Origin of the sequence: Denitrovibrio acetiphilus DSM 12809, from assembly GCF_000025725.1 — a bacterium.
Lineage (GTDB): Bacteria > Chrysiogenota > Deferribacteres > Deferribacterales > Geovibrionaceae > Denitrovibrio > Denitrovibrio acetiphilus.
The window spans coordinates 2,750,957-2,765,312 of sequence record NC_013943.1; the positions used below are offsets into that span (position 1 = coordinate 2,750,957).

Annotated in this window: 12 protein-coding genes; 9 read left to right on the forward strand and 3 right to left on the reverse strand. The window is 45.2% G+C overall.

Annotated features, from left to right (window positions below; translation table 11 throughout):
• Nucleotides 1-41 precede the first annotated feature (41 nt).
• Nucleotides 42-1,352, forward strand: coding sequence for an aminotransferase class I/II-fold pyridoxal phosphate-dependent enzyme (locus DACET_RS13085; RefSeq protein WP_013011845.1), 1,311 nt, complete (start codon nt 42-44; stop codon nt 1,350-1,352).
• A gap of 83 nt (nt 1,353-1,435) precedes the next feature.
• Complete coding sequence (gene selD / locus DACET_RS13090; RefSeq protein ID WP_083772423.1) at nt 1,436-2,473, forward strand: selenide, water dikinase SelD; 1,038 nt, start codon at nt 1,436-1,438, stop codon at nt 2,471-2,473.
• A 48-nt stretch (nt 2,474-2,521) separates the two neighbouring features.
• Here selD and DACET_RS13095 read toward each other — a convergent pair whose 3' ends face one another.
• From DACET_RS13095 to DACET_RS13105, 3 genes are all read right to left on the reverse strand, one after another.
• The gene (locus tag DACET_RS13095) at nt 2,522-4,357 is read right to left on the reverse strand and encodes a UbiD family decarboxylase (RefSeq protein WP_013011847.1); all 1,836 of its coding nucleotides are present in this window, start codon (nt 4,355-4,357) and stop codon (nt 2,522-2,524) included.
• 53 nt (nt 4,358-4,410) lie between these two features.
• Nucleotides 4,411-4,953 carry a manganese efflux pump MntP gene (locus DACET_RS13100; protein ID WP_013011848.1) on the reverse strand — a complete coding sequence of 181 codons (543 nt, stop codon included), beginning with the start codon at nt 4,951-4,953 and terminating at the stop codon, nt 4,411-4,413.
• 170 nt (nt 4,954-5,123) lie between these two features.
• Nucleotides 5,124-6,854, reverse strand: coding sequence for a sensor histidine kinase (locus DACET_RS13105; protein ID WP_169304244.1), 1,731 nt, complete (start codon nt 6,852-6,854; stop codon nt 5,124-5,126).
• A gap of 433 nt (nt 6,855-7,287) precedes the next feature.
• Between DACET_RS13105 and speA the strand changes: the two genes are divergently transcribed.
• The 7 genes from speA (at nt 7,288) to DACET_RS13140 (ending at nt 14,272) form a co-directional block, all read left to right on the forward strand.
• Nucleotides 7,288-9,213 (forward strand): biosynthetic arginine decarboxylase, encoded by a 1,926-nt coding sequence (speA, locus tag DACET_RS13110; protein ID WP_013011850.1) that lies wholly within the window; start codon nt 7,288-7,290, stop codon nt 9,211-9,213.
• 12 nt (nt 9,214-9,225) lie between these two features.
• Nucleotides 9,226-10,443 (forward strand): saccharopine dehydrogenase family protein, encoded by a 1,218-nt coding sequence (locus DACET_RS13115; RefSeq protein WP_013011851.1) that lies wholly within the window; start codon nt 9,226-9,228, stop codon nt 10,441-10,443.
• The gene (nspC, locus tag DACET_RS13120) at nt 10,440-11,600 is read left to right on the forward strand and encodes a carboxynorspermidine decarboxylase (protein ID WP_013011852.1); all 1,161 of its coding nucleotides are present in this window, start codon (nt 10,440-10,442) and stop codon (nt 11,598-11,600) included. Before DACET_RS13115 ends, nspC begins: the two co-directional genes overlap by 4 nt.
• A complete protein-coding gene (speB, locus tag DACET_RS13125; protein WP_013011853.1) occupies nt 11,597-12,457 on the forward strand; it encodes an agmatinase in 861 nt (286 codons plus the stop codon). Before nspC ends, speB begins: the two co-directional genes overlap by 4 nt.
• A gap of 66 nt (nt 12,458-12,523) precedes the next feature.
• Nucleotides 12,524-12,859 (forward strand): ArsC family (seleno)protein, encoded by a 336-nt coding sequence (locus tag DACET_RS13130; protein WP_013011854.1) that lies wholly within the window; start codon nt 12,524-12,526, stop codon nt 12,857-12,859.
• Between the two features lie 103 nt (nt 12,860-12,962).
• Complete coding sequence (locus tag DACET_RS13135) at nt 12,963-13,715, forward strand: NRDE family protein (protein ID WP_013011855.1); 753 nt, start codon at nt 12,963-12,965, stop codon at nt 13,713-13,715.
• A complete protein-coding gene (locus DACET_RS13140) occupies nt 13,715-14,272 on the forward strand; it encodes an IMPACT family protein (protein WP_013011856.1) in 558 nt (185 codons plus the stop codon). Before DACET_RS13135 ends, DACET_RS13140 begins: the two co-directional genes overlap by 1 nt.
• The last annotated feature ends 84 nt before the right edge of the window (nt 14,273-14,356 follow it).

A 14,356-nucleotide genomic window follows, 5' to 3' on the forward strand; every position in this document is an offset into this window, starting at 1 on the left:
ATTAATAAGGTACTTTTGCCTTTATAAATGGAGGTGCACCTGTGAATGCATTAGCAAAAGAGCTTAATGAGATTATTGCAAAAGCCAACCCTGCTGTTCTGGATATGCTCTCAGAACTTGGCAAGAACCTTTTTATGCCAAAAGGTATAATAACACAATCTGCGGAAGCTAAAGAAAAAGCTCATAAATATAATGTCACGATAGGTATCGCTACTGATAAGTCAGGCCCGATGTTCCTAGACAGCGTATATCAGTGCTTCACCGACATGAAACCTGCGGATATTTTCCCTTATGCACCGTCATCAGGTAAACCTGAGCTCCGCAAAAAATGGCTGGAAAAGATCAAACACGACACACCGTCACTCTCAGCCGGAACCTCACTCCCTATAGTTACAAACGCACTCACACACGGGCTTAAAGTTGTGAGCGATGTTTTTATGGACAAAGGGGATACACTTGTACTCCCTTCTATGTTCTGGGGCAATTACAGACTCACTTTCGCCACTATGGGCGGAGCTGAGATCGCAACATATAACACTTTTAACGAAAAAGGCGGATTCGATGTTGAAGCCCTCCTTGAAAAATGCCGTGAATCTGCACAGATCAACGGTAAAATAGTAGTCATTCTTAACTTTCCCAACAACCCTTCCGGATACGCCCCTACGACAGTGGAAGCAAAAGCAATCGCTGACGGGCTTATTGAAATTGCAAACAGCGGAACAAAAGTTGTGGCAGTAACAGACGATGCATACTTTGGTCTTTTTTACGAAGATGATGTCTATACAGAATCACTTTTCGGTCTGCTCGCAGGCAAAAGCGACAATCTCCTCGCTGTTAAGCTTGACGGTTCCACAAAAGAACATTTCGTGTGGGGGCTCCGTGTCGGATTCATCACACTGGGATATACAAACAGCTCAGACCAGTCTGCTATGATGACAGCTCTGGAAAAGAAGATAACAGGACTCATCAGAGGCACAATCTCTAACTGTCCTCACTCCTCGCAGTCCATAATGCTCCGAGCTCTTAACAACACAGAGTTTGACGCAGAGCGTGCTGGTAAAGTAGCTATAATGAAAGGACGTGCTGTCAGCTTTAAAAGAGTTCTGGCTGAAAACGACTTCACCGATCAGTTCACTGCATACCCTTTTAACTCAGGCTACTTCATGTGCCTTAAGCTTAAAAAGGTTGATGCTGAGGAACTCCGTGTTTATCTTCTCGACCAATATGGTGTGGGAACTATCTCTGTAAACAAAACAGACCTCAGACTCGCCTTCTCATGTCTGGACGAAGCGGACTCTGAAGACCTGTTTAAAATTATCTACAAAGCTTGTGGCGAACTAAGCAGTAAATAAATATTTGAAAAACTCTGAGAAGGGCGTACTTTAAAGGTGCGCCCTTTTTTTATAACCGCGCACTCAAAAAAACTAAGGAGACAATGTTGAAAGTCAACAGACCGCTGACCTCATACGCAAAAGCCGCAGGCTGAGCAGCAAAGATGGGTCCGGCGGACTTAGCAGACACACTTAACGGGCTAAAACTGTTTCGTCCTGACCAGCTCCTTGTGGGGTTTGAGACAGGAGACGATGCGGGTGTGTTCGACATGGGCAATGGACTCTACCTTGTTCAGACAGTCGACTTCATCACCCCTGTCGTGGACGATGCATATGACTTTGGCCGTATCTCTGCGCTCAATTCCATGAGTGATGTTTACGCTATGGGGGGAACCCCTGTCACAGCGCTTAGTGTGTTGCTTTACAACTGCTCCATTGGCGGTGAAATTATCAAAACCATGCTTCAGGGGGCTGCCGATGAATTTGCAAAAGCAGGATGTGCACTCGCCGGAGGGCATACCGTTTACGACCCGGAGATAAAATTAGGTTTTTCCATCACCGGAAAGATAACAAACGGGAAAATATATAAAAATGTAGGACTTAGAGAAGGGGATATCCTTATATATACAAAGCCATTAGGTATAGGATTAATCTCAACCGCACTGAAGGCGCAGATGGCGTCACCGGAGGACATCAAAGCTGTCACCGACACGATGCTTATGAGTAACGCAGCAGCTTCTGAGATAATGAAAAAATATGATGTTTCAGCCTGTACAGACGTGACGGGCTTCAGCCTTGCCGGACACTCTTACGAAATGGCGTCAGGCTCCGGCGTAACAATAGAGATCGACTCCAGAGCAACATACACTATTGAAGGTGCATTCAGGTATGCCAAGGATTTCATTATTCCCGCCGGTGCATATTCAAACATGGAATTTCTGAAAGGAAGATGTGAATTCGAAACAAAACCGGATAATGCCCATATGGTCTTCTTTGACCCGCAGACATCGGGCGGACTCCTTATAGGTGTATCTGAGACCGACAGCAATAAACTTCTGGGAGAACTGCTCGAAAACGGCATCCCGGCTCAACAGATAGCATATGCCACAGCTAAAAAAGAGAACAGCGTCATAATCAGATAAATAAAATCCACCAGTTACTGCATTTGTAACAATAACAAACCTGACAGTTTAGAATAATCCTTCCAGCGGACCGCCTTTTGCAGCCATATCCATAACCTTTCTCTCGACAGCAGCATCCAGCTCCAGCGCAGGGGCGTGGAAAGGCTTCATCCGTGCATCTATAACAAGCGCACCTTCACACCCGAAATGCTTGCAGTCCACATAGGAACCGATACCGTAGATATCTGTTGCGGGGTTGGAGCGAGTGAATGTAACCCATAGGAAGTTGTCAATACTGGCTGAGGCAAATTCCCCATCATCAACGATTACAATAAGCGGGAACTCATTAATAGGACGGTCAAGCTCAATACTTTCGCAAAAGTTCTGAATTACCTTATCAGCTTTCCCCCGTTCGCTATAGCATTTAGGTCCTTCGATAACTAAAACACCATCCATCACAGCAGCGGGTTTAGAAAACCCTGTAGGCAGAATAACATTCTCCGGCACATCGCAGTGCAGCTTGCGGACTTTATCTCCGGCGGCAGCTATCACAACTTTTGATCCTTTATTCAGCCCATGCCCTGTGTAATCAAGCGTGTCGATAGTAACAGATGTCTGAAAGTGCAGATCACGCCTCCAGTCAACACGCTCCAGCATGTGTCTCAGGAACTTTTCGGGGCGGTGTATATCAAGGGACTGGTCGTCATAATGATTCGCAATAAACAGATATTTAGCAAGAGACAACTGCCCCTGCCCGAGCACAGCGTTAGCCTGAGTGAGAATTTCCTTCGGTTCCGTCAGTTTCTCATAAGGAGTATATCTTTCGCTGCCTATAGCAAGCAGAAGCGGATGCACCCCCGCAGCATCAACAGCATGCACAGCTTTTATCCCCGGAAGAACAGCAGGGATAAGATCTCCTGTCAGCTCATGTATAAATTCACCGAAACTCGTATCTTCCTGCGGAGGTCTCCCCACAGAAGTAAATGGGAAGACGGCATCATTCCTGTGCCAGACTTTATCAACCTTCATCACAGGGAAATCATGCTGAAGGCTGTAGTAGCCTACATGATCACCAAAAGGTCCTTCCGGCTTGACCGCTTTCGGGTCTATGGTTCCGGATATGACAAAATCACTTTCTGCAGGCATGGGAAGCATATTGCTGTGTTTCACAAAAGGTATCCGGTGTCCGCCGAGAACTCCTGCAAAAGAAACCTCAGGCATCCCTTCCGGCAGAGGCATCACCGCCGCCAGCGTCAGAGACGGTGCACCGCCTATAAAAACGTTAACACGGAGCTTTTCCCCAGACTGTTCTGCCTGTGTATGGTGAATGCCTATCCCTCTGTGTATCTGATAGTGCAGACCGCATTCATCCGGCAGATAATCATTGCCGGATATCTGAACACGATACATCCCCAGATTGCTGTTTTTATAGCCGCCTTCAAGGGACTCTGTATAAACAAGGGGGAGCGTTATAAACCCACCCCCATCCATTGACCAGCTCAAAAACTGCGGCAGATCGGAAAGTGCACATGTATTTTCTGTAACAGCACCTGTTGAGACAGTTTTAGGCAGAAGATTATATGCTCCTTTCGGGAGCCTGAAAAGTGATGACGGTTTTTTTAAAAGTTCTTTGGGGTTAAGTTTGGCTTTGACAAGTGTTTCGATAACAGGCAGAGCATCACGGAATATAAACCTTGTACGCTCCATTGTGCCGAATATGTTCCCTGCCATAGGGAACTTTGTACCTTTCACGTTGGTAAAAAGAAGCGCAGGCCCACCATTGCGATAGACAAGACGCTGGATAAGCCCAACCTCAAGATAAGGGTCGACCTCTGTAGATATCCTTTTAAGCTGTCCGTGTTTTTCAAGATCATCAAGACATGAACGAAGGTTTCTGTATCCCATAACTACACCGCAAAAGTTTTTTCCAGAATACCAGAAAGAGAGTTACGCTTCTATCAGAAAATAAACTTAAGCCCTATAACAGCCAGCACAGCAGAACCGGCATATTCGGCATAATGCCCGATATACTTACTGCTGGAGCGTCCCATATGCACCCCGCCGAAAGCAAAACACATGCAGACAACACCGATGATGCAGGATGCGGAGACTATACCGCCGTCCCATAAAGCAAGCGATATCCCTGCACCGAGTGCATCCATGCTTGTAGCCAGCGAAAGCATAATGATTGACAGCCCGACAGTAGGGTCAGAAAGATAAACTCTGCACTCTTTATGCTGAAGTCCTTCACGGAGCATGTTAAACGCCACAAAGAAGAGGATAAAAGCAGCAAGATACTTGAGATTGTCAGTATAGCCCAGCAGAACACGCCCGGCAACTGCACCAAGGACAGGCATAAGAAACTGAAAAAAACCAAACGAACCGCCAAGCCTCAGATAATGCTTCGGCTGATGATACTTTACCCCTATGCACACCGACACACAAAATGCGTCAATGCTCATCGCAACAGCGATCCCCAGAATATCAATAAAACTAATCATAGCAATTCTAATAACCTTCTTAACGTCTTTTTGCAACTAATTTCTGAACGCCAGTGCGATATATACCGGATAGCTGAACAGGTGCCACATCGCTTATTCATGAGTTTAAAGTTATCATTTATCAGGAAAGCTACTCCTGCTTAAGCATTTTCTTAACGTGAAGCCAATACTCAGAATGACCTAAAAGTTATAACAACCTGCACCCCTCCCCGCGTGTTGCTGATGTCGATACTCCCGTTCATCTGCTCTTCCATAATATTTTTCGCTATATATAACCCCAGCCCCATACCTATGGAAGCGTTCTTAGTTGAAAAGTAGGGATCATAAATTCTGTCAATAATAGCACCGTCAATACCGCCGCCATTATCTCGGATTACAATTCTAAAGGTATCTCCCACCTTTGAAAGCTGGAGCCATATCTCCCCCTTCGCTGTCAAACCTCTGAACATACTCTGCTCAACAGCCTCTCTTGAATTCTGCAGACAGTTCAGCACGACCTGCTTCAGCATATCAGGATAGATTTTCGCTTTATATACCACACGCTCCGATTCATAATTATGTTCAGGTGAATCACCGTCTATGGTGAAACGGAAACTAATCCCTTTTGCGTCATACTGAACCCTCACGATACTGTATATGCTGTATAAAACTCCACCCACATTCGTATCGGTGAGTTCTTTTGTCTCCGCAAAGAAATTACGAAAATCATCTATTGTTGTCGAAAGAGCTGTGAGACTCTTCATCGATGTTTCTACTGTCTGCTGAAGGTACTCTTCATCCAGATGCCCACACATAAAGGATTCCTCCAGATCCTGAATACACAAACCAATGGAATTAAGAGGCTGACGCCACTGGTGAGCTATGGCATTTAGTGTTTCGTTCATGCTGTAAAAACGAGCCTGCTGCATCATAACACTTTCCTGCTGTATACGTTTCTCCATTTCTACGTGAACAAGTTTTTCAAGCTCTTCATTCCTTCTGGCGAGACTGTAGTCCTTGATAACCATATAAGATAACATGATCACACCGATAATAAGCAACCCGACAACAAACATCATCTTCTGATAAAATGCAAAAAGTTCGTCATTAATCTCTTCGACGGGGGTTGAAACAGCTATTGACCATAAATTATTCTCTATATTAACAGGCACATAAACAGCATATTTCTTTACCGGCTCAACTTTGACATCTTTTATCATATCGAATGTATAAGTTGTTATGCCCGACTCACCGCGCATCATAGCTGCAGCCATATCTCTCAGTTCCGTGAAACCTTCTGTCGTTGTCATAATATTAGAACCGGTATGCCCCGGGACAGGCACATAAAGTTCTGTGCCGTCTCTGCTGATCATCCATGCATACCCCTTGTCATTAATTTTGATTTTATCCAGAAAGTTTTTTGCTATATATTTAAAGTCGATGAGGAAAGCAATTACTCCAATAAACTCTTCACCGTCATATATCGGCTCCGACATGGCAACGCACTGATAACCCTGAACTGAAATGAAAACGTCACTGATGCTTGACTTATGATCACTAAGGATTTTACTGACATGACTCTGATATGAAATATTTTCCCCGACAACCAGCTCCGGATTAGGATAAGAATGTAGTATCACCCCTTTACTGTTGTAAATAGTGATCGCCTTTATGTGCTCATGACCTGCTTCGTATTCCCACTGAGCAGCCTCAGCCTCTGCCTCCTCCTGATCGAGATGAATAGAATATGGATGGAGAGCAAAATGCTGAAGCAGCCTGCGTTGCTCTCTGAAAAAGTTTTCTATCCCTAAAGCAGCCTGTCTCGCAATAAGCATCTGTCTTTCGTTGAGCTTTTCAACTGCATTACTTTTCAGCTCCACATACGGGAAATAAAACATCAGAAGAGACGTCAGTACTACCATTAAAAAAATAACACTGCGGAGACCTGCCTTCATCGCCCACCTAAATTAACGGTTATTTATATTATTTTATCAGTAAATTATTTTTTTTACATCTGAAAAGCACTGATATCGCAACTATCAGCTCAAAAAAAATAAACTTCCGGTAATGAATCTGAAGTTTTTTATAGAAATCATTTTAAAACTCAGGTCATAGAACTTTAAAAAATGTGTTAATTCGCCATTTTTGACAATTTTATACACTTTTCTTATTATACCTAAGATATTGTCTATTAGGGATTTTTATATGATATTGTAAACTTATCTATTGACTTTATCACAGAAAATACTTAAATACTTCTGGTTTTGTTTAATATGAGACGAAAATATCAAATGAGATATTCCTTAATAAATATGATAGAATCATCCTATGTGTGATTTTACGGAGCTTTGTCAAATGTGGAGAGATCCCGAAAAAACAAAAAACTGGACAGTGAAAAATGCTGCGGAACATTACGGTATAGGTAAATGGGGCGCAGATTATTTCTCTGTGAGCAAAAACGGTGACATAGTAGTCACCCCACTTGGGAAAGATAAGGGACCTCAGATAAGCCTGCACGAAATAGCAAGCGAGATAGAGGACAGAGGTCTTTCGATGCCGGTTATACTTCGTGTTGAGAATATACTCGGTTCCCAGATAAAGCTGCTCCATGAAACATTCAGAAATGTTATAAAAGAAACCGGCTACACCGGAGAATTCAAAGGCGTCTTCCCCATAAAGGTCAACCAGCAGGAACAGGTTATTGAAACCATCACAAAATACGGCAAAAAGTACAATCACGGTCTCGAGGCAGGAAGCAAGCCTGAGCTGATCGCCGCCATATCTATGCTGGACAACAGGGATGCATATCTTATATGTAATGGCTATAAAGACGAGGAATTCATTGATCTCGGTCTTCATGCGGTAAAGATGGGCTTTAACTGTTATTTCGTTGTTGAGGTTCCGGGGGAAATAAATGTCATCCTCGAAAGAGCCAAAAAGATGGGTGTCAAACCTCTTCTGGGACTACGCACAAAGCTCACAACACAGGCAGAAGGTCAGTGGTCTGAATCCGGCGGTGACAACAGTGTTTTCGGGCTGACCATAAGCCAGATGATCGATGTAATAGACAAGCTGAAAGAAGAGAACATGCTCGACTGCCTTCATCTGCTTCACTACCACATAGGTTCTCAGATAGCTAACATCCGTGACATTCGTGCCGGAGCAATGGAAGCCTGCCGTGTTTATGAGGAGATGGTGAAAGAGGGTGCAAACATGAAGATCATAGACTTCGGCGGCGGTCTTGCTGTGGACTATGACGGCTCTAACACTAACTATCACTCCAGCCGTAACTATTCCACAGAGGAATACTGCTACGACATCGTAGAGTCTATAATAACAGTGCTGGACAAAAACAACATACCCCACCCGACCATAATAACCGAATCAGGGCGTGCCACGGTTGCTTACTATTCTGTGCTGCTGTTTAACATACTGGATGTATCATCCTTTACCCCGCATCCACTGCCGGAAAAACTGCCGGAAACAACAAACGACCTGCTTGAAAACCTTATGGCAACCTACGACATGGTAGCCCCAAAGACAATACAGGAGTGCTGTAACGACGTACTCTTTTACCGCAACCAGTCCAGACAGCTCTTTAAGCACGGACAGATATCCCTGCGTGAAAAGGCGCTTGCTGAAAATATCGTCCGACATATCCTTATAAAAATATCTAAGCTGGCAACGACACTTAAGCATGTGCCAAAGGATGTCCACTACATCGACAAGCTTCTTTTCGATATATATTACGGAAACTTCAGCCTGTTTCAGTCTTTACCGGACGTATGGGCTATAAACCAGATTTTCCCTGTGGTTCCGATACACAGGCTGAACGAGGCTCCCACACAGCCCGCTATCATATCAGACATAACATGCGACTGTGACGGCAAGATTGACAACTTCCCAGACATTGAACATGACAAAAGCCTTCTTATGCTCCACGAGCTGAAAGAGGACGAGGAATATTACCTCGGAGTATTTCTGGTGGGGGCATATCAGGAAACCCTCGGAGACCTCCATAACCTCTTTGGCGACACACATGTTGTGTCCGTATATGTTAACGACGACGGGACATATCAGGTGTCTCAGGAGCTCGAAGGGGACAGCGTATCTGATGTTCTGTCCTATGTTGAATACGATATCAAGGCGATGAAAAACCGCCTTAAGCAACTGGCAGAAGACTCTATAACAAACGGTTTCATAACAGCGAAAGAACGTAAAAAGATCCTCGACAGTTTCGAAGAAGGGCTCAGAGGATACACATATTACGAAAAAGAGTAGGAGATTTTTAACATGGCAAAAGTTCTTATCATAGGCGCCGGAGGCGTTGGTAATGTAGTGGCAAAGAAATGTGCTCAGAACAGTGACGTATTCACTGAGATAGTTCTTGCCAGCCGAACCAAAAGCAAATGTGACGACATAGCCGGTGAAGTTAAAAAACTCTACGGCATAAATATTAAAACCGCAGGCGTTGATGCTGACAATGTCCCTGAGCTTGCCGCACTTCTTAAGGCAGAAAAGCCTTTCATGGTTATAAACGTCGCTCTCCCATATCAGGATCTAACCATCATGGATGCATGTCTTGAGGCTGAGGTTCATTACCTTGACACCGCAAACTACGAACCAAAAGACGAAGCACATTTCGAATACAGCTGGCAGTGGGCTTATCAGGATAAATTCAGAGAGAAAGGGCTCATGGCTGTTCTCGGATGCGGTTTTGACCCGGGTGTCACAAACATATTCTGCGCTTATGCCCAGAAGCATTTTTACGACAGCATAAAAACCATAGACATACTAGACTGTAACGCCGGCGACCACGGTCACCCGTTCGCTACGAACTTCAACCCTGAGATTAATATCCGTGAAGTAACGCAGGTCGTGCGTCACTGGGAAAAAGGTAAATGGGTGGAAACCCCGCCGATACTGAACGAAGACTGTGTTCATTTCCCTTTTGACTACCCCGAGGCAGGCGTAAAAGAGAGTTATCTGCTCTATCACGAAGAGATGGAGTCGCTTGTTAATAACATAAAAGGGCTTGAAAGAATAAGGTTCTGGATGACATTTTCCGAAAACTACATCAACCACCTGAAAGTGCTTGATAACATAGGCATGACCCGCATAGACGAGGTTCAGTTCGAAGGGCAGAAGATAATCCCCCTTCAGTTCCTGAAGGCTCTGCTCCCCGATCCCGGCACACTGGGCACAAACTATACCGGCAAGGCTGTGATAGGCTGTGTCTTCAACGGGGAAAAAGCGGGTGAAAACCTACGCAAATATATTTATAACGTATGCGACCATGCAGAATGTTACGAAGAAGTTCAGGCGCAGGCTGTATCCTACACCACCGGTGTCCCCGCAATGATAGGCGCAATGATGATGGTGAAAGGGATATGGAAGGGCGAGGGCGTTTATAACGTTGAACAGCTCGACCCCGACAAATTCATGGACGAACTAAACAGATGCGGTCTGCCGTGGCAGGTTGTTGACTTCGAAGGGGAGCTTCCCGCTTGAGAGACAAAAAGGCTCTTGCCGATTTCCCGAAAGAGATAACAGGCAGGGTAAAAACTCCCTGCTACCTCATAAGCCGTGACGTAATAAAGTGCAACTGCGAGTTGCTTGATTATGTCCAGAAACATACAGGGGCAAAAATCCTGCTGGCTCTGAAAGCATTTGCTATGCCTGCGGTTTTCCCTCTGATATCTGAATATCTCCACGGCGTATGTGCCAGCGGACCGATAGAAGCACAGATGGGGCGTGAGGAATTCGGCAGAGAGGTGCATACATACAGCCCCGCTTTCACTGATGAACAATTTGAGCGCACCGTAAGATATTCTGACCATATAGTTTTTAACTCTGTAAGCCAGTGGAAGCTTTTCAAAGATAAGATACCGGCAGAGAAAGAAGTAGGTTTGAGAGTTAATCCGGGGCACGCAGAGGTTGAGGTTGATCTTTATAACCCCTGCATCTCAGGATCACGGTTCGGTGTTAATCCCGCCGACCTCGAAGGTGTTGACCTAAAAGGAATTGACGGTCTGCATTTCCACGCAATGTGCGAGCAGAACTCTGATGTTCTTGTCCGCATACTTGAAAGCTTTGAAAAGCGCTTCGGTCATTTAATCCCACAGATGAAGTGGATTAACTTCGGCGGCGGACATCACATCACAAGGGACGACTACGATGTTGACCTGCTTATTGAAACAGTACTCAGCTTCCGTGAACGTTACAATGGGATCAGGGTTTACCTTGAACCGGGTGAGGCCGTTGTGCTGAACGCAGGTGTGTTCGTAACGTCTGTTCTGGACACTATAAAGAACGGTGTTGATATCGCTGTAATGGACTGCTCCGCAGAAACACACATGCCCGATGTACTCGCTATGCCTTACCGTCCGCACCTGATAGAAGCGGATGAGGCAGGGAAAAAAGCACACACATACAAATTAGGCGGCATATCATGTCTTGCGGGTGATTTCATCGGAACATATTCATTTGAACACGAGCTTAAGCGAGGCGACAGACTGGTTTTCACAGATATGGCACTCTACTCATTTGTCAAGAATACGAGTTTCAACGGGGTTGAACTTCCGGATCTTGCGGTATTTGACAACTCCGGCGCTGTCGAGGTCGTACGCAGATTCGGCTACGCAGACTATAAGGGGCGATTATCATGAACGAAATTTTAAACTTTCACGGTGACGATGTAACACCTTCTGCTCCAGAGGAAGCATACTTTCACGTAATCCCTGTACCCTACGAACAAACTGTATCTTTTGGCGTGGGTACTGCTGAAGGACCGGAGGCAATCCTTAAAACTTCGGCACAGCTCGAAACATTCGACAGCAAATCAATACCTGCCGAGCTGGGGATATATACCGCTCCCCCTGTTGACTGCACAGGAGCAATAAAAGATACTCTGCTGAACATAACATCCGCTGTAAACAGTACGCTGCAAATGGACAAAACACCAGTGGTTCTGGGCGGAGAGCACACCGTAACATATGGAGTGATTGAAGCATTATATAAGAAGTACGGAAAAGATTTCTGCGTGGTACAGTTCGATGCACATGCTGACCTCCGGGACTCATATGATGGCACAAAATTCAGCCACGCATGCGTGATGAAGCGCATATTTGATCTGGATATCCCTTTTTATCAGCTGGGCACAAGGAGCTACAGCATAGAGGAACACAACCTCCGTCTGCGCCACAACATACACTTTATGGATGCGGAAGAGCTCTGCTCCGGCGGTGACGAAACATTCGTACTCCCGCCGTATTTTCCGAAAAATATATTCATAACATTCGACATAGATGCACTCGATGCTGCTATAATGCCGGCAACTGGAACCCCTGTTCCCGGAGGACTGGGCTGGTATCAATCGCTGAAACTCATAGAAAAAGCACTGAGCGGACGAAAATGCATAGGATTTGACGTTGTGGAATTCTCCCCTATAGAAGGATTTCACGGGTATGACTTCACTGCGGCACAGCTTGTCTACAACATCATGGGTATTATCCACAGATCCTAACTTCATTCATACTTACAAATTATGACATCTTACATTATAATTAAGAATGTATAAGTGAGGTGTTATATGATGATTGACTGGATGTATTTCCGAGCCGGATGCACTTCCTGTAAAAAAGCAATGGCGGTCTTCAGCCACAAAGATATTGAAGTCAAAGAAACTGTTGAAGCCAGAAAGATTAAGATTGAGCCTGACGAGGCGTGGGAAATGCTCTCTTCCGGTAAAAAGATCATAGTAGCCAAGGGGAATAAATTTGTAGAAACAGACACTGCGGATGCCGACAGATTTGACATTCTCCAGATAGCAATGGGCAGAAGCGGGACACTGCGTGCACCAACAATACGAATAGGCGACACATGGATTGTCGGCTACAACGAAGAGGTCTACAATACTAAGATATGACTGTTACTCCTCCTGCTATCAGGGGGAGTTTTAATAAGTAACGCTCAGTCTGCATAGTCCATAATAGACTTCCCCCGTTAATATTTTTCTGTTATAAGTAGCCATGTGTCTAATCTTATTCGCCTACAATACGCATCCAGAATATAAGCTCATACTCGCCGCCAACAGGGACGAATTTTATAAGCGTCCAACCAGGCAGGCGCATTGGCACGGCACAAACCCGGGCATACTCTCAGGTATTGACAAATACGCAGGGGGAACATGGATGGGCATCAGCGAAAATGGGAGACTGGCTGCTCTGACAAATTACCGCAACCCTGCCGACATGCAGCCGCACCGAGCATCACGGGGCAAGCTTGTTTACGACTTCCTCAAAAGCAGCCTGAACGCCACTAGCTACAGCGGTGTACTCACAGAAACAGCAAAACAGTATAACGGATATAACCTGATATTTGGCGATGTGGATAATCTCTGCTACTATTCAAATAAAATCGGCGATGTACTGGAACTGAATACCGGAATATACGGACTCAGTAATCACCTGCTGGATACTCCCTGGTCAAAAGTAACGAATGGAAAGACAAAACTCCGCTCTGTCATAAATCGTGAGTTCTTCACAGAAGACCTGCTCAGCATGATGCATGACGAAACCATAGCTCCGGACGATCAGCTCCCAAGCACAGGTATTAGCAGTGAAAAAGAGAAAATGCTTTCCCCGATGTTCATAAAAAGCGCAGAATACGGCACCAGATGCACCTCAGTGATCCTTGTGGACAGAGCCGGAGCGGTAACTTTCACTGAACGGTCTTTCAATTCTGAAAACACTTCAGACGTTTCTTTCAGGTTCAGGCTCTAATGTTTACTGTACTAACTCCTGCACACATCTCAATTGAAATAAAGAAATCACAGTTCATAGCCCATATTCTCCCCTATCATGCCTTTGATGAATATATGAAAAAGCTGAGATCCGAACACCCGAAGGGGAGGCATTTTGTATGGGCGGTTCGTTATCTCAACGAGCTGGGACAGATTGTTGAAAACTGTTCTGACGACGGCGAACCTAAAAACACCAGCGGCAAACCGACTCTGAAAGTTTTACAGGGGCATGGGATAATCAATGCCGCAATCATAACCGTACGCTACTTCGGCGGAGTAAAGCTCGGCACAGGCGGGCTGGTTCGTGCATATAATGATGCGGGGCAGGAAGCCGTGCTGAAATCTGATCTCGTTAGCACAGACAGCCTGAACGTCCTCACCGTAAGCATCCCGTATGACATGACCAGACAGGCGGAATATCACATAGACAGGCTCGGTCTTAAAGTTCTGTCAAAAGACTTCGACGGAGAGGGAGCGACACTGACGGTGCAAGGGGAAAGCAGAAAGCTGAAAGAGCTCGCAGATTCGGTAAAATAGATTCCCACGGGTAAACCCATGGTTCTATTGCTTCGTCATTACATTCCCCGCAATGACTTATAAGCTCTAAAGCTGTGATTAGCT

What these genes read in the sequence shown, in the direction of transcription:
- DACET_RS13095 (WP_013011847.1), bottom strand. Translation starts at nt 4,357, where the DNA reads ATGGGATACAGAAACCTTCGTTCATGTCTTGATGATCTTGAAAAACAC.
- DACET_RS13100 (WP_013011848.1), bottom strand. Translation starts at nt 4,953, where the DNA reads ATGATTAGTTTTATTGATATTCTGGGGATCGCTGTTGCGATGAGCATT.
- DACET_RS13105 (WP_169304244.1), bottom strand. Translation starts at nt 6,854, where the DNA reads ATGGTAGTACTGACGTCTCTTCTGATGTTTTATTTCCCGTATGTGGAG.
- speA (WP_013011850.1), top strand. Translation starts at nt 7,288, where the DNA reads ATGTGGAGAGATCCCGAAAAAACAAAAAACTGGACAGTGAAAAATGCT.
- DACET_RS13115 (WP_013011851.1), top strand. Translation starts at nt 9,226, where the DNA reads ATGGCAAAAGTTCTTATCATAGGCGCCGGAGGCGTTGGTAATGTAGTG.
- speB (WP_013011853.1), top strand. Translation starts at nt 11,597, where the DNA reads ATGAACGAAATTTTAAACTTTCACGGTGACGATGTAACACCTTCTGCT.
- DACET_RS13130 (WP_013011854.1), top strand. Translation starts at nt 12,524, where the DNA reads ATGATGATTGACTGGATGTATTTCCGAGCCGGATGCACTTCCTGTAAA.
- DACET_RS13135 (WP_013011855.1), top strand. Translation starts at nt 12,963, where the DNA reads ATGTGTCTAATCTTATTCGCCTACAATACGCATCCAGAATATAAGCTC.
- DACET_RS13140 (WP_013011856.1), top strand. Translation starts at nt 13,715, where the DNA reads ATGTTTACTGTACTAACTCCTGCACACATCTCAATTGAAATAAAGAAA.